General features: G+C 69.5%; 20 protein-coding genes and 1 pseudogene. 10 read left to right on the forward strand and 11 right to left on the reverse strand.

Features of this window, described 5'->3' with window-relative positions:
• The first annotated feature begins 119 nt into the window (after positions 1 to 119).
• Genes BIV24_RS17345 through BIV24_RS17360 form a run of 4 tightly spaced genes read left to right on the forward strand, consistent with a single transcriptional unit; the run spans position 120 to position 2,479 of the window.
• Complete coding sequence (locus BIV24_RS17345; protein WP_071367233.1) at positions 120 to 335, forward strand: hypothetical protein; 216 nt, start codon at positions 120 to 122, stop codon at positions 333 to 335.
• Positions 336 to 394: 59 nt separating this feature from the next.
• Positions 395 to 1,141, forward strand: a complete 747-nt coding sequence (gene recO / locus BIV24_RS17350) for a DNA repair protein RecO (protein WP_071367234.1) — start codon at positions 395 to 397, stop codon at positions 1,139 to 1,141.
• Between the two features lie 24 nt (positions 1,142 to 1,165).
• Positions 1,166 to 2,002 carry an isoprenyl transferase gene (locus BIV24_RS17355; protein WP_071367235.1) on the forward strand — a complete coding sequence of 279 codons (837 nt, stop codon included), beginning with the start codon at positions 1,166 to 1,168 and terminating at the stop codon, positions 2,000 to 2,002.
• Between the two features lie 24 nt (positions 2,003 to 2,026).
• Positions 2,027 to 2,479, forward strand: coding sequence for a hypothetical protein (locus BIV24_RS17360; protein ID WP_071367236.1), 453 nt, complete (start codon positions 2,027 to 2,029; stop codon positions 2,477 to 2,479).
• Between the two features lie 22 nt (positions 2,480 to 2,501).
• Here the strand turns inward: BIV24_RS17360 and BIV24_RS17365 are convergent, their stop codons facing one another.
• From BIV24_RS17365 to BIV24_RS17380, 4 genes are read right to left on the reverse strand one after another with little or no spacing between them, the layout of a single operon-like run.
• On the reverse strand, positions 2,502 to 2,924 hold the full coding sequence (locus BIV24_RS17365; protein WP_071367237.1) for a Fur family transcriptional regulator: 423 nt from the start codon (positions 2,922 to 2,924) through the stop codon (positions 2,502 to 2,504).
• Positions 2,925 to 2,982: 58 nt separating this feature from the next.
• Positions 2,983 to 3,888, reverse strand: a complete 906-nt coding sequence (locus BIV24_RS17370) for a metal ABC transporter permease (protein WP_071367238.1) — start codon at positions 3,886 to 3,888, stop codon at positions 2,983 to 2,985.
• Entirely contained in the window at positions 3,888 to 4,655 is a 768-nt protein-coding gene (locus BIV24_RS17375; RefSeq protein WP_071367239.1) for a metal ABC transporter ATP-binding protein, read from the reverse strand. Before BIV24_RS17375 ends, BIV24_RS17370 begins: the two co-directional genes overlap by 1 nt.
• A 17-nt stretch (positions 4,656 to 4,672) precedes the next feature.
• A complete protein-coding gene (locus BIV24_RS17380; protein ID WP_071367240.1) occupies positions 4,673 to 5,629 on the reverse strand; it encodes a metal ABC transporter substrate-binding protein in 957 nt (318 codons plus the stop codon).
• Positions 5,630 to 5,829: 200 nt separating this feature from the next.
• Here BIV24_RS17380 and BIV24_RS17385 point away from each other — a divergent pair, with 200 nt between their 5' ends.
• The gene (locus BIV24_RS17385) at positions 5,830 to 7,212 is read left to right on the forward strand and encodes a glycine--tRNA ligase (RefSeq protein ID WP_071367241.1); all 1,383 of its coding nucleotides are present in this window, start codon (positions 5,830 to 5,832) and stop codon (positions 7,210 to 7,212) included.
• A gap of 76 nt (positions 7,213 to 7,288) precedes the next feature.
• Here BIV24_RS17385 and BIV24_RS17390 read toward each other — a convergent pair whose 3' ends face one another.
• Positions 7,289 to 7,744 carry a VOC family protein gene (locus BIV24_RS17390; RefSeq protein WP_071367242.1) on the reverse strand — a complete coding sequence of 152 codons (456 nt, stop codon included), beginning with the start codon at positions 7,742 to 7,744 and terminating at the stop codon, positions 7,289 to 7,291.
• 21 nt (positions 7,745 to 7,765) lie between these two features.
• Between BIV24_RS17390 and BIV24_RS17395 the strand changes: the two genes are divergently transcribed.
• Together BIV24_RS17395 and BIV24_RS34460 are read left to right on the forward strand one after the other, a co-directional pair.
• The gene (locus BIV24_RS17395; protein ID WP_071367243.1) at positions 7,766 to 8,389 is read left to right on the forward strand and encodes a CGNR zinc finger domain-containing protein; all 624 of its coding nucleotides are present in this window, start codon (positions 7,766 to 7,768) and stop codon (positions 8,387 to 8,389) included.
• Positions 8,364 to 8,573: pseudogene (locus BIV24_RS34460) on the forward strand (hypothetical protein); the annotation flags it as partial. The gene BIV24_RS17395 and the pseudogene BIV24_RS34460, both read left to right, overlap by 26 nt.
• A gap of 102 nt (positions 8,574 to 8,675) precedes the next feature.
• On the opposite strand, the gene BIV24_RS17400 reads toward BIV24_RS34460, so the two are convergent.
• Positions 8,676 to 9,272: an HAAS signaling domain-containing protein gene (locus tag BIV24_RS17400; RefSeq protein ID WP_071367244.1), complete on the reverse strand. Its 597-nt coding sequence runs from the start codon at positions 9,270 to 9,272 to the stop codon at positions 8,676 to 8,678.
• Positions 9,269 to 9,643: a PadR family transcriptional regulator gene (locus BIV24_RS17405; RefSeq protein ID WP_071367245.1), complete on the reverse strand. Its 375-nt coding sequence runs from the start codon at positions 9,641 to 9,643 to the stop codon at positions 9,269 to 9,271. Before BIV24_RS17405 ends, BIV24_RS17400 begins: the two co-directional genes overlap by 4 nt.
• 43 nt (positions 9,644 to 9,686) lie before the next feature.
• Between BIV24_RS17405 and BIV24_RS33390 the strand changes: the two genes are divergently transcribed.
• Entirely contained in the window at positions 9,687 to 9,860 is a 174-nt protein-coding gene (locus tag BIV24_RS33390; protein WP_245766845.1) for an LAETG motif-containing sortase-dependent surface protein, read from the forward strand.
• A gap of 62 nt (positions 9,861 to 9,922) precedes the next feature.
• On the opposite strand, the gene BIV24_RS17410 is transcribed toward BIV24_RS33390, so the two are convergent.
• The 4 genes from BIV24_RS17410 to BIV24_RS17425 form a co-directional block, all read right to left on the reverse strand.
• Entirely contained in the window at positions 9,923 to 11,356 is a 1,434-nt protein-coding gene (locus BIV24_RS17410; protein ID WP_071367246.1) for a hypothetical protein, read from the reverse strand.
• Between the two features lie 361 nt (positions 11,357 to 11,717).
• Complete coding sequence (locus tag BIV24_RS17415) at positions 11,718 to 12,035, reverse strand: helix-turn-helix domain-containing protein (RefSeq protein WP_071367247.1); 318 nt, start codon at positions 12,033 to 12,035, stop codon at positions 11,718 to 11,720.
• A 10-nt stretch (positions 12,036 to 12,045) separates the two neighbouring features.
• Complete coding sequence (locus BIV24_RS17420) at positions 12,046 to 13,125, reverse strand: tyrosine-type recombinase/integrase (protein WP_071367248.1); 1,080 nt, start codon at positions 13,123 to 13,125, stop codon at positions 12,046 to 12,048.
• 194 nt (positions 13,126 to 13,319) lie between these two features.
• On the reverse strand, positions 13,320 to 14,771 hold the full coding sequence (locus tag BIV24_RS17425) for an MFS transporter (RefSeq protein WP_071367293.1): 1,452 nt from the start codon (positions 14,769 to 14,771) through the stop codon (positions 13,320 to 13,322).
• Positions 14,772 to 14,877: 106 nt separating this feature from the next.
• Between BIV24_RS17425 and dusB the strand changes: the two genes are divergently transcribed.
• Positions 14,878 to 16,023, forward strand: coding sequence for a tRNA dihydrouridine synthase DusB (dusB, locus tag BIV24_RS17430; RefSeq protein ID WP_071367249.1), 1,146 nt, complete (start codon positions 14,878 to 14,880; stop codon positions 16,021 to 16,023).
• 1,069 nt (positions 16,024 to 17,092) lie between these two features.
• Complete coding sequence (ppdK, locus tag BIV24_RS17435) at positions 17,093 to 19,834, forward strand: pyruvate, phosphate dikinase (protein WP_071367250.1); 2,742 nt, start codon at positions 17,093 to 17,095, stop codon at positions 19,832 to 19,834.
• The last annotated feature ends 197 nt before the right edge of the window (positions 19,835 to 20,031 follow it).

The raw sequence follows: 20,031 nt of genomic DNA on the forward strand, positions 1-20,031 counted from the left end.
GACCCGGCAAGTGTTGCGCGTGAGGTTCCCCGCCCGATCGTGGAATTGGGTGGCTGTTCCGTCGATGTCGCCGCCCGGCTGGCGGCGGCCCTGCGCCCGCAGCGGGTCGCGGAGGCGGGATGAAGCCGCCGATCGGGTCGTACGCCGTCGATGTCCGCACCGGAAGGGTGGGCGTGGTGATGGGGCACGAGAGCCCGTACGTACAGCTGAGACCGTACGGCGGGGGAAGGGAGTGGGACGTCGAGCCGGAGGCCGTACGCCCCGCTACGCCGACGGAACGCCTCCGCGCGGCGACCGCGTACGCCAACGCCCGCAGTCGCGGTGAGGTGCCCTGAAACGCGTACCCCGGCGAACGGGGGCGGGGGTGCTCCCGGCGTAGGCGAGAATGGGGTCCATGAGTCTGTTCCGCGACGACGGCATTGTGCTGCGCACCCAGAAGCTGGGTGAGGCGGACCGGATCATCACGCTGCTCACGCGCGGGCACGGGCGGGTACGTGCCGTGGCGCGCGGGGTGCGGCGGACCAAGTCGAAGTTCGGGGCCCGGCTGGAGCCCTTCTCGCATGTGGACGTGCAGTTCTTCGCGCGGGGGGGCGAGCTGGTGGGGCGCGGGCTGCCGCTGTGCACGCAGAGCGAGACCATAGCTCCCTACGGTGGCGGGATCGTGACCGACTACGCCCGCTACACCGCCGGGACCGCCATGCTGGAGACCGCCGAGCGGTTCACCGATCACGAGGGGGAGCCGGCGGTCCAGCAGTATCTGCTGCTCGTCGGCGGGCTGCGCACGCTCGCCCGTGGCGAGCACGCGCCGCACCTCGTCCTCGACGCCTTCCTGCTGCGCTCCCTCGCCGTCAACGGCTACGCGCCCAGCTTCGGCGACTGCGCGAAATGCGGCATGCCCGGACCCAACCGGTTCTTCTCGGTGGCGTCCGGCGGCTCTGTGTGCGGCGACTGCCGGGTGCCCGGCAGCGTCGTACCCTCGCCCCGGGCCCTCGAACTGCTCGGCGCGCTGCTGACGGGCGACTGGGGGACCGCGGACGCGTGCGAGCCGCGGTACGTCCGGGAGGGGAGCGGGCTGGTGTCCGCGTATCTGCACTGGCACCTGGAGCGCGGGCTTCGCTCGCTGCGTTACGTAGAGAAGTAAGCACGTAAGAGGAGACGAGAGCACATGGTTGTACGCGGGATCCTGGGACGCCAGCGCCGTGAGTACACGACCCCGGAGCCGCACCCGTCGGGGGCCCGCCCGCCGAAGCTCCCCGGCGAGCTGATCCCGAACCATGTGGCGATCGTCATGGACGGGAACGGGCGGTGGGCCAAGGAGCGCGGGCTGCCGCGCACCGAGGGGCACAAGGTCGGCGCCGAGCGCGTCGTGGACGTGCTGCAGGGCGCGATCGAGATGGGCGTCGGGAACATCTCCCTGTACGCCTTCTCCACCGAGAACTGGAGGCGTTCACCGGACGAGGTGCGCTTCCTGATGAACTTCAACCGCGACTTCATCCGCAAGAGCCGCGACCAGCTCGACGAGCTCGGTATCCGGGTGCGCTGGGTGGGCCGGATGCCCAAGCTGTGGAAGTCGGTGGCCAAGGAACTCCAGGTCGCCCAGGAGCAGACCAAGGACAACGACAGGCTCACGCTCTACTTCTGCATGAACTACGGCGGCCGTGCCGAGCTCGCGGACGCGGCGCAGGCCCTGGCGGCGGACGTGAAGGCGGGCAGGCTCGACCCGGCGAAGGTCACGGAGAAGACCTTCGCGAAGTACCTCTACTACCCGGACATGCCGGACGTGGACATGTTCCTGCGGCCGAGCGGCGAGCAGCGCACCTCCAACTACCTGATCTGGCAGAGCGCTTACGCCGAGATGATCTTCCAGGACGTGCTGTGGCCCGACTTCGACCGGCGTGACCTGTGGCGGGCGTGCGTGGAGTTCGCCTCCCGCGACCGCCGCTTCGGCGGGGCGATCCCGAACGAGGAGCTGCTGGCCATGGAGGGCCGGCAGGAGGACTGACTCCCTTCGCTAGGATCCCGCCGCATGGACATGGACATGGACATGGGGCGGGATGCGGGGCCCCCGTTACCGGGAGGCCCCGAAGCCGTTCGTCCTGCTGAGCGTCGTCAAGCCACTGGTGCCGCCCGCGTCGTCAGTGGCTGTGCGGCAGCCGCCGTCTTCGGCTTCGCGGCGCTCGTCGTACTTTTCGGCTTCGTCTGCACGATCGAAATGGAGTCGTTCCCGGGGTTGCGGGACAACCTGGCGCCGCTGGCCGTCTACGCGCTCGCCTTCGCGGTGCTGCTCACCGTCGGTGGACTGGCGCTCGCCGGACGGCGGTCGTACGGGGGGTGGGCGGCCGTCGCCGTCCTGGGGGTCCTTATGGCTCTGCGCATGTGGACGCTCGCCCCGATGCTGCACTGCTGGTCGTACGACAGCGTGGGGCGCGACGACGACGGCTCCTACTCTTGCGTGAACCGGGGCGACATGCTGCCCTGAGCCCGTGCCGCCGTCGCGGTCGTCAGCCTTCGGCCGCGGCCCCCGCGCACCCCGCGCACGTCCCGAAGATCTCCACCGTGTGCGCCACGTTGACGTAGCCGTGCTCCGCGGCGATCGCCTCGGCCCACTTCTCCACGGCCGGGCCCTCGACCTCGACCGCCTTGCCGCAGACGCGGCAGACCAGATGGTGGTGGTGTTCACCGGTCGAGCAGCGGCGGTAGACCGATTCACCCTCGGACGTGCGCAGAACGTCGACCTCACCCGCCTCGGCGAGGGACTGCAGGGTGCGGTAGACCGTGGTGAGCCCGACCGAGTCGCCCTTGTGCTTGAGCATGTCGTGGAGCTCCTGCGCGCTGCGGAACTCGTCGACCTCGTCGAGCGCCGCAGCCACGGCTGCACGCTGGCGGGTGGATCGTCCCCGTACGGGCGGGCCGGCGGTCGTCACCGTTGCCTCCTTGCATCTGCGCCTGCCGGGCCATTGTGCCAGCCCGGACTGCGCGCGGTCAGACTCCGGCCTCGCCTCTTGCCTTTCGGGTGGCCGGAATCGCGCACTCCACCGGGTCGCCGGCGGCCTGTGCGGCGGCAGCGGCCGCCCGGGCGCGGCGACGGGCCAGCGGGGTGGCGAGCGCCGTCATCGCGATGAACGCGGCGATCGCCAGCAGCACGATCGTCGCACCGGGCGGCACGTACTGGTAGTACGACGTGATCGTGCCGCTGAGGGTGACGGTCACGCCGATGGCGACCGCGATCGCGAAGGTCGCCGCGAAGCTGCGGGTCAACTGCTGCGCCGCCGCCACCGGGACCACCATCAGGGCGGACACCAGGAGGAGACCGACCACGCGCATGGCGACGGTGACGGTCACCGCTGCCGTGACCGCCGTCAGCAGGTTCAGTGCCCGCACCGGCAGGCCCGTCACCCGCGCGAACTCCTCGTCCTGGCTGACCGCGAAGAGCTGCCGGCGCAGACCGAGGGTGACCAGGACGACGAAGGCCGCCAGCAGGCAGATCGCGACGACGTCCGACTGCGACACCGTCGACAGCGAGCCGAACAGGTACGACGTCAGGTTCGCGTTCGAGCCGCCCGGCGCGAGATTGATGAGCATCACGCCGCCGGCCATACCGCCGTAGAAGAGCATCGCTAGGGCGATGTCGCCGCGCGTCCTGCCGTACCAGCGGATCAGTTCCATCAGGACCGCGCCGAGAACCGAGACGATCGTCGCCATCCACACCGGGGAGGTGGACAGGAGGAAGCCGAGGCCGACGCCGGTCATCGCCACATGGCCGATGCCGTCGCCCATCAGGGCCTGGCGGCGCTGTACGAGGTAGATGCCGACCGCGGGGGCCGTGATGCCGACCAGGACGGAGGCCAGGAGCGCCCGCTGCATGAAGGCGTAGTTCAGAAAGTCCATCAGCTCAGCAGTCCCGTGCGGATCGGTTCGGTGCCCGCGGCGTCGTGCGGGTGTACGTGGTCATGGCCGGGCAGGGCATGCTGGCCCACGGCCTTGGGGGGCGGGCCGTCGTGCAGGACGCAGCCGTCGCGCAGGACGACCGCGCGGTCGATCAGCGGCTCCAGGGGGCCCAGTTCGTGCAGCACCAGCAGTACGGTCGCACCGGCCGCCACCTGGCCCTTCAGCGTCTCGGCGAGCACCTCCTGGCTCGCCAGGTCGACGCCCGCCATCGGCTCGTCCATGATCAGCAGCTCGGGTTCGGAGGCGAGCGCGCGGGCGATCAGCACGCGCTGGTGCTGGCCGCCGGACAGGGCGCTCACCGAGTCCTTCGCCCGGTCCGCCATGCCGACCTGCTCCAGGGCCCGCCGTACGGCCTCGCGGTCGGCCTTGCGCAGGATGCCGAAGCGGGCGCGCGACAGGCGGCCGGAGGAGACGACCTCGGTCACTGTGGCGGGCACACCGCCCGCGGCGGTCGTGCGCTGCGGCACGTACCCGACGCGCCGCCAGTCGCGGAAGCGGCGCCGCGGGGTGTCGAACAGTTCGATCTCGCCGGCGCTCAGCGGCACCTGGCCGATGATGCTGCGTACGGCGGTCGACTTGCCCGAGCCGTTCGCGCCGAGCAGCGCGACGACCTCACCGCGGTGCACGGTGAGATCGATGCCGCGCAGGACCGGGCGCGAGCCCAGGTCGGCGCGTACGCCGCGCAAGCGTATGACGGACTCTTCCATAGTGTTCTCCATGACGATCACTTGGTTCCCAGGGCCGTCTGCAGTGCCTTGAGGTTGGCCTCCATGACCTGGAAGTAGTCGGTGCCGCGGGACCGGGAGGTGATGCCCTCGATCGGGTCGAGGACGTCCGTCTTCAGGTTCGAGTCCTCGGCGATGGTCTTCGCGGTCTTGTCGCTGACGAGCGTCTCGTAGAAGACGGTGGAGACACCGTCGGCCTTCGCCGTCTTCTGAAGGTCCCTGACGCGGGCGGCGCTGGGCTCGGATTCCGGGTCCAGGCCGTTGACGGCCTCCTCGGTGAGGCCGTAGCGCTCGGCGAGGTAGCCGAAGGCGGCGTGCGTGGTGATGAAGACCTTGCTCTTCGTGTTCTTGAGGCCTTGCTCGTACCGGGTATCGAGAGCGTCGAGCTTCTTGACGAGCGCGTCGGTGTTCTTCCGGTACGCGTCCGCGTGCTGTGGGTCGGCCTTCTCGAAGGCCTTGCCGACGCCCTTGGCGACCTCGGCGTAGCGCACCGGGTCGAGCCAGATGTGGGGGTCCTTGCCGCCGGACTCCTCGCCCTCGTGGGCGTCATGCTCCGCCGCGTGGCCGCCGACCTCGTTGCCGTGCTGCTCCAGGGAGGTCAGGGAGGCGGCGTCGATCTTCGTCCCGACCCCGGACTGGGCCACCGCCTCGTCGACGGCGGGCTGCAGCCCCTTGAGGTAGAGCACGGCATCGGACTTGTCGAGCTGCACAGTCTGCTTGAAGCTGATCTCCAGGTCGTGCGGCTCCTGGCCGGGCTGGGTGAGACTGGTGACGTGGACGTACGTGCCGCCGATCTGCTCGGCGAGGAACGCCATCGGGTAGAAGGACGCGACGACGTCGAACTTGCCGCTGCTGTTCGTGGCTGTGTCGGAGGAGCAGCCGGTGAGAGCCCCGAGGCCCAGCGCAGTGGCCGTCGCGAGAGCGGTCCCGGGTATGAGGCGTTGCCGTACGTTCATGACACTCATTTTCAACAAACATGGAAACCGTTGTCAACAAGCGTCCGGCTGCCGACTCGGCGCACTCCCGGGGTCCCGCTCCGGGTGCCCTACCGATTTGATTGAAGGGGAGCCCTCGCCGGTAACCTGAAGCATTCAGCTCTGAAGCAATGCTCTGCAGCAGTCGCTTCGTCGCCCGTCGTCGTAATGAAGAGAGCACCGTGGCCGCCGACAAGATCGACACCATCGTCAGCCTGAGCAAGCGCCGTGGCTTCGTATTCCCCTGCAGCGAGATCTACGGCGGCCAGCGTGCCGCCTGGGACTACGGACCGCTGGGTGTCGAGCTCAAGGAGAACCTCAAGCGTCAGTGGTGGCGCTACATGGTGACGTCGCGCGAGGACGTCGTCGGTATCGACTCGTCGGTGATCCTGGCGACCGAGGTCTGGATGGCCTCCGGTCACGTCGCCACCTTCACCGACCCGCTCACCGAGTGCACCTCGTGTCACAAGCGTTTCCGCGCCGACCACCTGGAAGAGGCGTACGAGGCCAAGCACAACCGCCTCCCGGAGAACGGCCTCGCCGACATCAACTGCCCCAACTGCGGCAACAAGGGCCAGTTCACCGAGCCCAAGCAGTTCTCGGGCCTGCTCTCCACCCACCTCGGCCCGACGCAGGACAGCGGCTCGATCGCCTACCTGCGCCCCGAGACCGCGCAGGGCATCTTCACCAACTTCGCCCAGGTCCAGCAGACCTCGCGCCGCAAGCCGCCGTTCGGTATCGCGCAGATGGGCAAGTCGTTCCGCAACGAGATCACGCCGGGCAACTTCATCTTCCGGACGCGCGAGTTCGAGCAGATGGAGATGGAGTTCTTCGTCAAGCCGGGCGAGGACGAGAAGTGGCACGAGTACTGGATGCAGGAGCGCTGGAACTGGTACACGGGTCTCGGCCTGCGCGAGGAGAACATGCGCTGGTACGAGCACCCGAAGGAGAAGCTCTCCCACTACTCCAAGCGCACCGCCGACATCGAGTACCGCTTCCAGTTCGGCGGCTCGGAGTGGGGTGAGCTGGAGGGCGTCGCCAACCGCACGGACTACGACCTCTCCGCGCACGCCGAGGGCTCCGGCCAGGACCTCTCCTACTTCGACCAGGAGGCGGGCGAGCGCTGGACCCCGTTCGTCATCGAGCCGGCGGCCGGTGTCGGCCGCGCGATGCTGGCGTTCCTCCTCGACGCCTACGTCGAGGACGAGGCCCCGAACGCCAAGGGCAAGATGGAGAAGCGCACGGTGCTGCGCCTGGACCACCGCCTGGCGCCGGTGAAGGTGGCCGTGCTGCCGCTGTCCCGGAACCCGGAGCTGTCCCCGAAGGCGAAGGGGCTGGCCCAGGCCCTGCGCAAGCACTGGAACATCGAGTTCGACGACGCGGGTGCCATCGGCCGCCGCTACCGCCGCCAGGACGAGATCGGCACGCCGTACTGCGTGACGGTCGACTTCGACACGCTGGACGACAACGCGGTGACGGTGCGTGAGCGTGACTCGATGAAGCAGGAGCGCGTCTCCCTCGACCAGATCGAGGGCTACCTGGCCGCGCGGCTCCTGGGCTGCTAGGCAGGTACTTCCCGGGCGCCGGGCGGGCTGGAGCGATCCAGCCCGCCCGGCGTTCTGTGTGCCGGGGCTCGCGCGCCTACGCCACGCAGAACTCGTTGCCCTCCGGGTCGCACATGAGCCACCAGTGGCCCGCCGGACCCTTGTCCACCTCCTCGACGCGGGTCGCGCCCAGGGCCTCCAGGCGTGCCACCGTGGCGTCGCGGGCGTCCGGGCCGGCGTGGACGTCGATGTGCAGGCGGTTCTTCGCGGGCTTCGGCTCGGGCACGTCCTGGAAGAGGATGCGGCGGCCCCGGCCGATGCCGGTGGCCTTGTCGTACGGGTCGTCGGGGTGCCGGATGGCGGCGAAGCCCCGGAAGACGCGAGTGCCGTTGTGCTCCGCGACCGCCGCCTCGGGGAGCCGGCCCGCCGCCAGCAGGCCGGTGATCAGTGCGCTGTTGTCCTCCACCTGGTACGCCAGCGCCGCCGCCCAGAAGTCCGCCAGGGCGGGGGCGTTGCGCGTGTCGACGACCAGTTTCCACTCCAGTGCTGTCATGTAACCGTTTATATTGGTTACATGGTGCCGTCGTCCAGTGACCGATCCGAAACGCCCGGGCTCGTGCTGCGGTCCCACACCGGGGCCGCCTACCGCTTCGACCCGGGCGCCCTGAGCCTGGAGCTGCTTCCCACCGGAGGCCCGGGCGCCTTCCGGCGGTACGAGTGGCTGCACACGCCCGTCGATCTCGCGGCGTGGGCCGGGCGGTCCCGGCTGGTACCCACGCCCGTTTTGCGGATCACCGAGGACGAGCTCACGGCGGCGCGCGCGGTGCGGGACGCGCTGTGGCGGATCGTCGTCGCGCGAACGGAAGGGACGCCGGGCGCCCCGGACGACGTACGCCTCCTCAACGAAGCGGCCGCGCTGCCACCCCTGGCCCCGGCCATCGGTACCGACGGGGCCCGAGCCTGGGCGGGGCCCGGCAGCGGCGCCCAGCTGCTGTCCACCGTCGCCCGCGATGCCGTGGACCTGCTCACCGGCCCCCACGCGCAGCGCATCCGCACGTGCGCCGCCGCCGACTGCCAGTTGGTGTACGTCGACGCCTCCCGGCCCGGCCGCCGCCGCTGGTGCTCCATGGAGCACTGCGGCAACCGCCACAAGGTACGGACCCTGCGGGCACGCCGGGCCGAGGAGGAAGGGTCCTGACAACGCCCTCGTGGGTCCGCTGGTCGTGGACCACACGGATCTGTGGCTGGGGCCGCACAACGGGCCGCGCATGGTCACCTACGCGCCCGCCGACGAGGAGTCGCGGAAGAGGCTGGAGAAGCTGCACGCCATAGCGAAAGGCCGTGGGTTCGAGTTTTCCGGAGGGAGCTCGAAGCCGAACTGACGGGCAGACCACACGTAAACCTACTCCGCCGGGCCGGGGTTCGTCCGGACCTACCGAACCGGCGGGGCCGAGGCGACAAACCCGCAGACCGGAAACAGCGTCTCAGGCGCGGCGGACCCGCCAGAGCCATGCTGCCGTGCCGGCCACCAGGGCGAGCATCGCCAGGTTGGCCAGGAGAGCCGGGGTGTCACCCGCCGGGCCGCCGCTGGACAGGTTCCAGGTGACGATGACGGCAGTCGGCAGGGCGGCGGTAAGCATGACGCCGGTGGTCTTCTGGACGGCGATCCAGTGCACTGAGGTGCAGAGAAGTACCGCGCCGGTGATGCGGAACAGGACGCCGAACAGCGGGCCGGGATGGTCTGGGAAGACCATCATGAAGGGCAGCGAGAGGGTGAGCATCAGGAGCGGGACCAGGGGGTGCACCTTGCCGCGCCGGGCGGGTGCACCAGCACTGCCCCGGGCCGGGCCCCCGGTGGCCCCGTTCCCCGCCTCGGCCAGCGCCGTCGCCGCGATCGTGCGGGGGTCCCCCAGCTCCGACAGGACCTCGCCGGTCGCGGCGTCGGGGTGTTCGGCACGTGTCACCTCGATGTGTTCGGCGAGGTCGGCGAGGAGTTCCTGGCGACGGTCGGCGGGGAGTGCGGAGGCCTCACGCTCGACGGCGGCGAGGTAGTCGCGTACGGGGTCGGCAGGGGTCTTCATGCGAGGTCTCCGGTGGAGGGGTGCGGGGTGGTCAGGAAGCTGTCGACGGTGTTGCGGAAGCCGGGCCAGACGCGGGCGAACTCGTCGAGTGCGGCCCGGCCGCTGTCGGTGAGCGCGTAGTAGCGACGGGGTGGTCCGGAGGCGGACTCCTGCCACGTGGTGGTGACCAGGTCGTCGCGGCGGAGCCGGGAGAGCAGCGGGTAGACCGTGCCCTGGCTGGTGGCCAGGGCACCGGAGTCCTCCAGGGCGTGGAGGAGTTCCACGCCGTAGCGGGGGCGGTCCCGCATCAGGGCGAGTACGCAGTACTCCAGGACACCCTTGCGCAGCTGGGCGGCTGCCCGGGCCTGCTTGGTCGAATCACCGGGTTCCATGCGATGCAAGGTACCTGATGGGGCAAGCGGATGGGAAAGGGGGGTGCGGTTCCCACTCATCCGCGCCCAGCCGACTACGGACAAGGGGACCGGCCTCGCCGAGACCGGTACGAACGACGACACCGGGGCGATCGCCGGTGTGGCCGCCGCACTGATCGCCGTCGGTGGCTGCACCACCGTCGCGGTACGCCGCCGCAAGACCCGCCGCGCCGCCTGAGCGGAACCGGCGCAACCCAAGGGCGGCCCACCGTCATGCTGTTCTGCTGGAGTGGGGAACAGCTACACCACGGCCCGTGAGGAGTACCTCTCCATCGCCCAAAGGGACTTACATTCCTGACGACCTTCTGGGGCGTGGTCCGGCGTTGCGGAGGTTGTATTCGACGAGGCCAGCCTGGTCGACGGTGCCGGTGTAGCGCAGGGCTGCGCCGACGGACAGGCCGAACAAGTCGCAGATGCGGCGGGGGTCGCCGCCGGTGGCCTCGGCCTCGTGGAGGAGGCGGTCCTCCCGGAGCCGACTGGTGGGTATGCCGAGCACGTCGTTGATCCAGACGTGGCTGACCGGCTCCACACCGCAGCCCGTGGTCTGGGAGACGAACAGGTGGGGGTTGGCGGTGCGGGCCAGCGCCGGTTCCGGTAGTCCAGGTAGGCCGCCAGACGAGTACGCGCGGGTTCGGCGAGCAGGACAGTCCGGTTCGGCAGGAACAGCCGCCCATCGCGCAGGTCGGTGGTCTTCAGCCTGCGCAGTTGCCCAGAGGTGAGCGCGTGGAAGATGGCCAAGGCTGCCAGGGCCGCGCGCGGCGCCTCCTGATCGTGCAGGATTCTGCGGAGATCGTCGGTCTCGACGGGCAGGGGAATGGTGGTGCTCGGCATGCCACAGAAGATCCGGGCGGTGGGGTCGGTGAAGATGACGCGCTGGTTCTTCAGTGGCCGCAGGATGTGCCGCAGGCCCTGGAGCATGTCGACGCGTGGGGTTCCGCTGTTGGGCAGGACCGCGACGACGTCGGCCCGGGTGATAGATCTCAGTGAGTCCTTGTCCTGGTCCGCCCACGCCTGGAGGGCGGGCAGCGCTTTGGTCACCATCCGCTGAATCCACCGGTGCGGTCGCGCTTTGACGCGCGGTGCGGTGTTACTGCCCGACAGCTTCAGTTCGAACCAGGTGGTGAGTTCGCCGACCATGGGTTCGGGAAGCCCGGCGGTACGCTCGCGGAACCAGGGGACGATGTTCGGTGTGCGGTCGTCGTCGAGCATGTCGAGCTGGGTGAGCAGCCTCAGCAGGGGCCTGACCGGGAGGAACAGGTCCCGCAGCAACAGGACGTCGGACGCCAAGAACCGGGCGCCGGGCGTGTCATGGATGCTCAGCAGAACTCGCAGCCCGCGGTCCAGGCCCCAGGCGGTGCTGTACTCCAGGCCATGGTGATGCGCGTAGTCGCCGACCGCGGCCTTCAGCGCCGCTGCTACCTCGGGTGCGTCAACGTCGGGGAAGCCGCGCTCTTGGCCGCGCCGCAGGTCCCGGCCGGACGGTGGGAACAGGACGAGCTGCCGGTGCCCTGCTGGCACCAGCGGGGGCGGAGGCTGCGGAGCCGGCTCGGGCCGAATCCGCGACGACTTCGGGTTCAGCAGCTGCAAGCGCCGTTCCGTGTCCGCGAAGTACAACTGCTGCCCATGTCGGTTCGCCCCTTCCAGGTCGAGGGCATGGCGGCGGGGCCGCAGCATCGGGGCTTGCTTGGTGCACAGCCGACACGCGCCGGTCTCGCCCAGGTGAAGGACGCGACCGCAGATCCGGCATGGGCGGCGTTCGGGTACAGCCGACGCCAGCCCCTGCACCCGACGCACATCTTGCCGTAGCGCCGCAGCATCCCCCAGGCGAAGCAGTCCGGGCAGGACGCCGGACGTTCTGCTGACGATCCGCGGTAACAGTTACGGCACTTGAACGCGGTCCAGTAGTCCTCGGTCGATCCGCACTTACGGCACGGCGGCGGGTCGCACGGTTGCGGCCGACAGCGATGGCAGTACTTCGCGCCCTGGCTGGACACGGGCCGTTGGCGGCACCGTGGGCAGGTCCTCGGCGGCGCCATCAGAGCGGCGGAAGGGTCCGGCCGCGGCCCAGCCGCGGCACCACCGGCGTGGCCCCGGTCGCAGCCTGCAGCTCGTCCTGTGGCCTCCTGGCCGCCGCCACCTCCGGCTCGTGGACCAGCAGGTCCGCCGTCGTGCACTTCAACACCAAGCAGATGATGTCCAGGTCATCGAGCCGAACCGTTGTGGGCGTCCCCGTCCACAACGCCGACATCTTGCCCGTGCTGATCTCCAGCCCGGCATCCGCCAGGCGCCGGCGCATCTCGGTGGACTTCCAGATCCCCTGCCCGGCGGCTTTCATCCGCAAGTTCCAGCGCATAATCTCTTCCTCAGCCCAGGCCCAGCCGGTCTGTGACCCGCTGGTTCGCCGTCGCCCACGTCTGTTCGATGTGGTTCTCGTGTACGTGGATGTACCGGGTCGTAGTGGACAGCCATTCGTGGCCCAAAAGCTCTTGGACCGCCTTCAAGTCGACGCCTTGCAGGTAGAGCGAGGACGCACAGAAGTGCCGTAGCACGTGCGGTGTCAGGCGCCCGGCCCAGGCGGGAAGGAAGGTCGCCACCGCGCACTTCAAGCCCGACCGCAGCGCGTCGTCACCGGCCCGGAGACAGAACCCGGTCAGGGGGTCGCGGCGCTCGCTGGGGAACATCGGGGCGTCGGGGTTGTCATAGTCGTCACCGAACTGGTGCCGTACGTCGCCGAGCCACCAGTCCATCAGGGCGTCAGTCGAGTTGATGGCGGGCACCAGTCGGCCTTTCGGCCCGCGCCCGCGACTGCCCTTGCCGTGCCGGACGTGCAGCTTCCCGAAGTCGCCCAGGTCCGGCCGCCAGTCCCGGATGTCCAGCTTGAGCGTCTCGGTCATGCGCGTCCCGACCCGCCGCCACAGCGAGGCCACTATGTAGTCCCGGGCCGCGGGCAGGAACTTCCTCGCGCTCCCCAACGACTCCCGCCACCCGTTGAACAGCTGGTCGACCTCTGCCTCGGACGGTGGGATCCGCTGCGTTCCGTACTCGCTCTTGGCGGGGCGGTTGAACTCGTCGATCGGCTGCACCAGCACGTGACCGGTCAGCGCATGGATGTCGCCCTGGTAGCGGGCGATCAGGAAGTCGAAGAACTGCGCGAGCGTCCACGCCTTGCTCTGGACCGTGCTGTGCGCGAGCCGTTTGACCTTGCGCTGATCCGCGAGGAACCGGTCGGCGTCTTCCGGGCCCGTGGTCCACACCGGCCGGCCGAGGAACCTCACGAACTCAAAGATCGCCCGCCGGTCGTCGGCGATTGAACCATCCGTCATACCGGCGCCGACGCCTGCAAGTAGGAACTGGTCGACCAGCTCCTGCTCGAAGTCCTCGTACTCCTGTGCCGTCGCCAGCCGCCGCGATGTTCCGATCGACCGGACGACCGCGAGCGTCATCGACGCCTCAGCTCACTGTGAACGACCATGCGTCATGGATAGCGGCAGACCGTCAGGAATCTCGACGGAACGTCGAAGTCTCCAGGCGATCGAGTGAACCCCCGCTCACCAGTACCGCAGGTCAGAAAAGGACGGCCTGTACTGCAAGAACTCACGGGAGTCCCGACACTGGAGCGGGCCGCTCTGTAGCGTGCCTACGCGGAGATGCCGGCGGCTTCCCGCACCTCCGCCGACTCCAGCCGCTCGGCGGTCCGCTCGGCTGTACGCCGACCCCACCGGCCTGTGGTGAGCCCGCCCAGGGCCAGCACAGCGACACCGCAGGCCGTGAGGATCCACCAGCCGGGGCGGGCGGCGGCGACGAAGGTGTCCCGGTACGGAGAGGAGCCCACGCCCGCGCCCGCGGCCAGCACCGCGCCGACCACCGCGACACCGAGGGTCTGGCCGAGCTGGCGGCTGGTGGAGGCGACGGCGGCGGCGACTCCGGCCTGGGCACGGGGCATACCGGAGACGGCCGTGTTGGTGATGGGGGCGTTGACGAAGCCGAAGCCGATGCCGAACAGCACGTACCCGATGCAGAGCGTGACGTTCGACGTCTCCGCCTCGAAGGCGGCGAACAGCACGGCGCTCGTGGTCATCGCGCAGCCCGCGATCAGGAGCGGCAGGCGCGGGCCGCGGCTGCCGATCAGCCGGCCGGACAACGGTGCGCACAGGAAGGTCGGTACCGCCATAGGAAGCATCCACAGGCCCGCGTGCAGGGCGTCCAGACCGCGCACGTTCTGCAGGTAGAGCGTGGACAGGAACAGGAAGCCGCCCAGCGCCGCGAACGCGCTGATCGCGATCGCCGTGGCCCCGCTGAACGGCGCAGAGCGGAAGAAGCGCAGGTCGATGAGGGGTTCGGTGCGGCGCGGCTCGTACCGGAGCAAACCCAGCAGTGCGGCGAATGCGACCGCGCCGAACGGCAGGATCGTGGCGAGGCCGGAGTTCGGGGCCTCGATGATCGTGTAGGTCAGGCAGCCGAACAGGGCGATCACCAGCAACTGGCCGACGGGGTCGGGGCGGCGGGGCTTCGGGGCCCGGGACTCGGGGATGAAGCGAAGGGTCAGGAGGATCGCCGCCAGGCCGACCGGGAGGTTGACCCAGAAGATCGACCGCCAGCCGACGGACTCCACCAGCAGCCCGCCGACCAGGGGGCCCGCGGCCATCGATATGCCGACCACGGCACCCCACACGCCGATCGCGCGGGCCCGTTCGCGGGCGTCGGTGAACGTGTTGGTGATGATCGACATGGCCACCGGGTTGAGCATCGAGCCGCCCACCGCCTGCACCATGCGGAAGGCGACGAGCGACTCCAGGTCGGGGGCCAGAGAGCACAGCAGCGAGCCGAGGCTGAAGACGACGAGCCCCGCTATGAAGACACGCTTGCGGCCGATCCGGTCGGCGGTGGAGCCCGCGAGCATCAGCAGCGAGGCCAGCACGAGCGTGTACGCGTCGATCGTCCACTGCAGTCCGGCCACCTTGGCGTGCAGCTCCCTCTGCATCGAGGGCAGCGCCACGTTCAGGATGGTGTTGTCGAGGCTCACGATCAGCAGGCTCATACAGCAGATCGCGAGCACCAGCAGGCTTCGTCGGTGACTGAGCTCCGGCATGTACACCACCGTACGCCCGTTTCAATAGTGTGTCTAACTAATGACCACTACATGATCACACGCGGACGAGCGCCGAGTACCCCTCGAAGTGCGTGACAATGGGGGAATGCCCACGCCCACGATGAACCCGACCTTGCAGATCGGCCCGCACACCGTCCAGCCGCCCGTCGTCCTCGCGCCCATGGCCGGGATCACGAACGCGCCGTTCCGCACGCTGTGCCGGGAGTTCAGTGGCGGCAAGGGGCTCTTCGTGAGCGAGATGATCACCACCCGGGCGCTGGTCGAACGCAACGACAAGACCATGCAGCTGATCAAGTTCGACGCGACCGAGAAGCCGCGCTCGATCCAGCTGTACGGCGTGGACCCGGCGACCGTCGGCAAGGCCGTCCGCATGATCGTGGAAGAGGACCTGGCCGACCACATCGACCTGAACTTCGGCTGCCCGGTGCCGAAGGTGACCCGCAAGGGCGGCGGGTCCGCGCTGCCGTACAAGCGGAACCTGCTGCGGGCGATCCTGCGCGAGGCGGTGAGCGGCGCGGGCGACCTCCCGGTCACCATGAAGATGCGCAAGGGCATCGACGACGACCACCTCACCTTCCTCGACGCCGGACGGATCGCCGTCGAGGAGGGCGTCGCGGCCATCGCGCTGCACGGCCGTACGACCGCCCAGCACTACGGCGGCACGGCGGACTGGGACGCGATCGCGCGGCTGAAGGAGCACGTGCCGGAGATCCCCGTGCTCGGCAACGGCGACATCTGGTCGGCCGAGGACGCGCTGCGGATGGTGCGCGAGACGGGCTGCGACGGCGTGGTCGTGGGGCGCGGCTGCCTGGGGCGGCCGTGGCTGTTCGCCGATCTGGTGGCGGCCTTCGAGGGGCGGAACGACTTCGTCCGCCCGCCGCTGCGCGAGGTCGCGGACGCCATGGTCCGGCACGCCACCCTGCTCGGCGAGTGGATCGGCGACGAGTCGCGCGGGGTCATCGACTTCCGTAAGCACGTGGCCTGGTACCTGAAGGGCTTCGCGGTCGGCTCGGAGATGCGCAAGCGGCTCGCGATCACGTCCTCGCTGGAGGAACTGCGGGCTGGGCTCGACGAGTTGGACCTCGACCAGCCCTGGCCGGCGGGCGCCGACGGGCCCCGCGGCCGTACGTCCGGCAACAACCGGGTGGTGCTGCCGGACGGCTGGCTGAAGGACCCGTACGACTGCGCGGGGGTCGGTGAGGACGCGGAGCTGGACACGTCCGGGGGCTGATCCCGGCGGGCGTCAGCCCTTCGTCGGGTGCGGCGTCGAGCCGTACGCCGTCAGGAAGCGGTCGCGGAACGACGGGCGCGGCCGGTGCCGCCGCCGCGGGGTCGTGCTCCGGTTCGGGCTCTGCTGCGACACCGGGTGCCGACTCGGCGTTGTGGGGGGTCGGTTCGGGCTCCGCTGCGACACCGGGTGCCGACTCGGCGTTGTGGGGGTTCGGTTCGGGCTCCGTCGTGTTGCCGGGTGCCGACTCGGCGTTGCCGGCGTCCGGTTCGGGCTCTGCTGCGACACCGGGTGCCGACTCGGTCTTCTCGGCGTCCGGTTCGGGCTCCGCCGGTGATCCGGCCGGCCGCTCCGGAGCCGCGTCGGCAACGCCTCCAGTTTCGGCTGCCGCTCCGTGGTCGGCAGGACCCCGTCCGTGACCACCCCGGCCTTGCCCGTCGTCTGTCGTTGGCGTGCGTCGAGAGGCAATCCGAGGGTCCTTCCGTGCGAAGCCCGCGGTGGAGGGGCGGGCCGCGCCGGGGAGAGCGGGCGCGTCGGCATCCCGTACGGGCGGCCGGATGGGTCCGTTCAACCGCGCCGCCCCAGCACCCGGCAAACACCCGGCGATGCGCAGGTCGACGGCGGCCGGTAAGTCACCGCCGTCGCCGCGTCGACCAGTGCGTGCGCACCCCCGGCGTCCCGTCCCGACGCGCGTCCGCATGGTGAAATCGGGCCGCCCCGGATACCGTGATTCTCGCCACCCTTGATAAGGGTTGCGCTCAGATGAGCGAATCTTGGCAGGCTGCACTTCTCCAAGGTGTGGCACTCAGTGCCACCCTTCGATCGTTCATCGATCAAAATCAGACGTGTCAGAGGGTGCTCATCTGAGCAGAAATAGGCGCTTGTGGGCACTGTTGTGTTCAAGAAGTGAAAACACTCGCCGCCAAACGCTTGCCAAGCTTTGACTTTCGATCCAGTGGCGGACGGGTGGTTACATGCGCATGACGCGCAAGTGGACGTGCCCAGATGCCTTCGATCTGGGTATGTTCCTCGCCGTCAGGGCAGCCACCGCGTCCTCGAGGAGTCGAGACCCGTGTCGGAAAACAAAGATCTCCGCGTAACTGAAAAGGGCGTCGAGGGGGTGAAGTTCGTTTACGACTTCACCGAGGGCAACAAAGACCTCAAGGACCTCCTTGGTGGCAAGGGCGCGAACCTCGCCGAGATGACCAATCTGGGCCTGCCCGTTCCTCCGGGCTTCACCATCACCACCGAGGCCTGCAAGGTCTACCTCGACAGCGGCGAGGAGCCCGCGGCACTGCGTGACGAGGTGAGTGCACACCTCGCCGCGCTCGAGGGGCGGATGGGCAAGAAGCTCGGCCAGGCCGACAACCCGCTTCTGGTTTCGGTGCGTTCCGGCGCGAAGTTCTCGATGCCGGGCATGATGGACACGGTCCTGAACATCGGCCTCTCCGACAAGTCCGTGCAGGGCCTGGCGAAGCAGGCCGGCGACGAGCGCTTCGCGTGGGACTCCTACCGCCGCCTCATCCAGATGTTCGGCAAGACGGTCCTCGGTGTGGACGGCGACCTCTTCGAGGACGCGCTGGAGGCGGCCAAGAAGGCCAAGAAGGTCGCGGTCGACACGGAGTTGGAGGCCGCGGACCTCAAGAAACTGGTCGCCAAGTTCAAGAAGATCGTCAAGACCGAGGCCGGACGGGACTTCCCGCAGGACCCGCGCGAGCAGATGGACCTTGCCATCAAGGCGGTCTTCGACTCGTGGAACGGCGACCGCGCGAAGCTCTACCGCCGCCAGGAGCGCATCCCGCACGACCTGGGTACGGCGGTGAACATCTGCTCCATGGTCTTCGGCAACCTGGGCCCCGACTCGGGCACGGGCGTGGCGTTCACCCGCGACCCGGCCTCCGGCCACCAGGGCGTGTACGGCGACTACCTGCAGAACGCGCAGGGCGAGGACGTGGTGGCGGGCATCCGCAACACGGTCCCGCTGTCCGAACTGGAGCGTATCGACAAGAAGTCGTACGACCGGCTGATGCAGATCATGGAGACGCTGGAGAACCACTACAAGGATCTCTGCGACATCGAGTTCACCATCGAGCGCGGTCAGTTGTGGATGTTGCAGACCCGCGTCGGCAAGCGCACGGCGGGCGCCGCCTTCCGTATCGCCACCCAGCTGGTCGACCAGGGGCTCATCGACGAGGCCGAGGCGCTGCAGCGCGTCACCGGTGCCCAGCTCGCCCAGTTGATGTTCCCGCGGTTCGACGAGAAGGCGAAGGTCGAGCAGGTCGGCCGGGGTATCGCCGCTTCGCCGGGCGCCGCGGTCGGCAAGGCCGTCTTCGACTCGTACACGGCCGTGAAGTGGTCGCGTTCGGGCGAGAAGGTCATCCTGGTGCGCCGTGAGACGAACCCTGACGACCTCGACGGCATGATCGCGGCCGAGGGCATCCTGACGTCGCGCGGCGGCAAGACCTCCCACGCGGCCGTCGTCGCGCGCGGCATGGGCAAGACGTGCGTGTGCGGCGCGGAGGAGCTGGAGGTCGACACCAAGCGGCGGCGGATGACCGTGCCCGGCGGCCACGTGGTCGAGGAGGGCGACCTCATCTCGATCGACGGGTCGAGCGGGAAGGTGTACCTGGGCGAGGTCCCGGTGGTTCCCTCGCCGGTCGTGGAGTACTTCGAGGGCCGGATGCACGCGGGTGCCGACGACGCCGACGAGCTGGTCGAGGCCGTGCACCGGATCATGGCGTTCGCCGACCGCAAGCGGCGCCTGCGCGTGCGCGCGAACGCGGACAACGCCGAGGACGCGCTGCGGGCGCGGCGCTTCGGCGCGCAGGGCATCGGCCTGTGCCGTACGGAGCACATGTTCCTCGGCGACCGGCGCGAGCTGGTCGAGCGCCTGATCCTGGCGGACACGGAGACCGAGCGCGAGGAGGCCCTCAAGGAGCTGCTCCCGCTGCAGAAGAGCGACTTCGTGGAGCTGTTCGAGGCGATGGACGGGCTCCCCGTGACCATCCGCCTGCTGGACCCGCCGCTGCACGAGTTCCTGCCCGACGTCACCGAGCTGTCGGTGCGGGTGGCGCTGGCGGAGGCCCGTCAGGAGCCGCACGAGAACGAGCTGCGTCTGCTCCAGGCCGTGCACCGTCTGCACGAGCAGAACCCGATGCTGGGTCTGCGCGGTGTGCGCCTCGGGCTGGTCATTCCGGGCCTGTTCGCCATGCAGGTGCGTGCGATCGCCGAGGCGGCGGCCGAGCGCAAGGGCGCGAAGGGCGACCCCCGCGCGGAGATCATGATCCCGCTCGTCGGCACCGTGCAGGAGCTGGAGATCGTGCGCGAGGAGGCCGACCAGGTCATCGCCGAGGTCCAGGCGGCCGCCGGCACGGAGCTGAAGCTGGCGATCGGCACGATGATCGAGCTGCCGCGTGCCGCGCTGACGGCCGGCCAGATCGCCGAGGCGGCGGAGTTCTTCTCCTTCGGCACGAACGACCTGACCCAGACGGTGTGGGGCTTCAGCCGCGACGACGTGGAGGCCTCGTTCTTCACTTCCTACCTGGAGAAGGGCATCTTCGGCGTCAGCCCGTTCGAGACGATCGACAAGGACGGCGTCGGCAAGCTGGTCCGCGACGCGGCCAAGGCGGGCCGGGCGACGCGCCCCGACCTGAAGCTGGGCGTGTGCGGCGAGCACGGCGGCGACCCCGAGTCGGTCCACTTCTTCCACGAGGTGGGGCTGGACTACGTGTCCTGCTCGCCGTTCCGGATCCCGGTGGCCCGTCTGGAGGCCGGGCGGGCGGCATCGGAGGCGCAGGGCAGCGACCACCGCTGACCCGTTTCGTCATACTCCCGGGGCCGTTGTCGGTCATCCGAACCCTCACCGATACGAGGACGGCCCCGGAGCACCGGAGAGGGCGGCACCCCTGTGCGGGAGGTGCCGTCCTCTCTTTCTGTGCTGACCTGCGACCATGCGCGATCCGCGGGAACCTCTGAAGACCCTCAGGTCCATGGACCGCACCCCGCTTCGCT

This window comes from Streptomyces colonosanans, from assembly GCF_001866645.1.
GTDB lineage: Bacteria > Actinomycetota > Actinomycetes > Streptomycetales > Streptomycetaceae > Streptomyces > Streptomyces colonosanans.

Coding starts and splice junctions, on each gene's coding strand:
- BIV24_RS17345 (WP_071367233.1), top strand. CDS start 120: ATGAAGCCGCCGATCGGGTCGTACGCCGTCGATGTCCGCACCGGAAGG.
- recO (WP_071367234.1), top strand. CDS start 395: ATGAGTCTGTTCCGCGACGACGGCATTGTGCTGCGCACCCAGAAGCTG.
- BIV24_RS17355 (WP_071367235.1), top strand. CDS start 1,166: ATGGTTGTACGCGGGATCCTGGGACGCCAGCGCCGTGAGTACACGACC.
- BIV24_RS17360 (WP_071367236.1), top strand. CDS start 2,027: ATGGACATGGACATGGACATGGGGCGGGATGCGGGGCCCCCGTTACCG.
- BIV24_RS17370 (WP_071367238.1), bottom strand. CDS start 3,888: ATGGACTTTCTGAACTACGCCTTCATGCAGCGGGCGCTCCTGGCCTCC.
- BIV24_RS17375 (WP_071367239.1), bottom strand. CDS start 4,655: ATGGAAGAGTCCGTCATACGCTTGCGCGGCGTACGCGCCGACCTGGGC.
- BIV24_RS17380 (WP_071367240.1), bottom strand. CDS start 5,629: ATGAACGTACGGCAACGCCTCATACCCGGGACCGCTCTCGCGACGGCC.
- BIV24_RS17390 (WP_071367242.1), bottom strand. CDS start 7,744: ATGACAGCACTGGAGTGGAAACTGGTCGTCGACACGCGCAACGCCCCC.
- BIV24_RS17395 (WP_071367243.1), top strand. CDS start 7,766: ATGGTGCCGTCGTCCAGTGACCGATCCGAAACGCCCGGGCTCGTGCTG.
- BIV24_RS17400 (WP_071367244.1), bottom strand. CDS start 9,272: ATGAAGACCCCTGCCGACCCCGTACGCGACTACCTCGCCGCCGTCGAG.
- BIV24_RS17405 (WP_071367245.1), bottom strand. CDS start 9,643: ATGGAACCCGGTGATTCGACCAAGCAGGCCCGGGCAGCCGCCCAGCTG.
- BIV24_RS17410 (WP_071367246.1), bottom strand. CDS start 11,356: ATGCTGCGGCCCCGCCGCCATGCCCTCGACCTGGAAGGGGCGAACCGA.
- BIV24_RS17415 (WP_071367247.1), bottom strand. CDS start 12,035: ATGCGCTGGAACTTGCGGATGAAAGCCGCCGGGCAGGGGATCTGGAAG.
- BIV24_RS17420 (WP_071367248.1), bottom strand. CDS start 13,125: ATGACGCTCGCGGTCGTCCGGTCGATCGGAACATCGCGGCGGCTGGCG.
- BIV24_RS17425 (WP_071367293.1), bottom strand. CDS start 14,771: ATGCCGGAGCTCAGTCACCGACGAAGCCTGCTGGTGCTCGCGATCTGC.
- dusB (WP_071367249.1), top strand. CDS start 14,878: ATGCCCACGCCCACGATGAACCCGACCTTGCAGATCGGCCCGCACACC.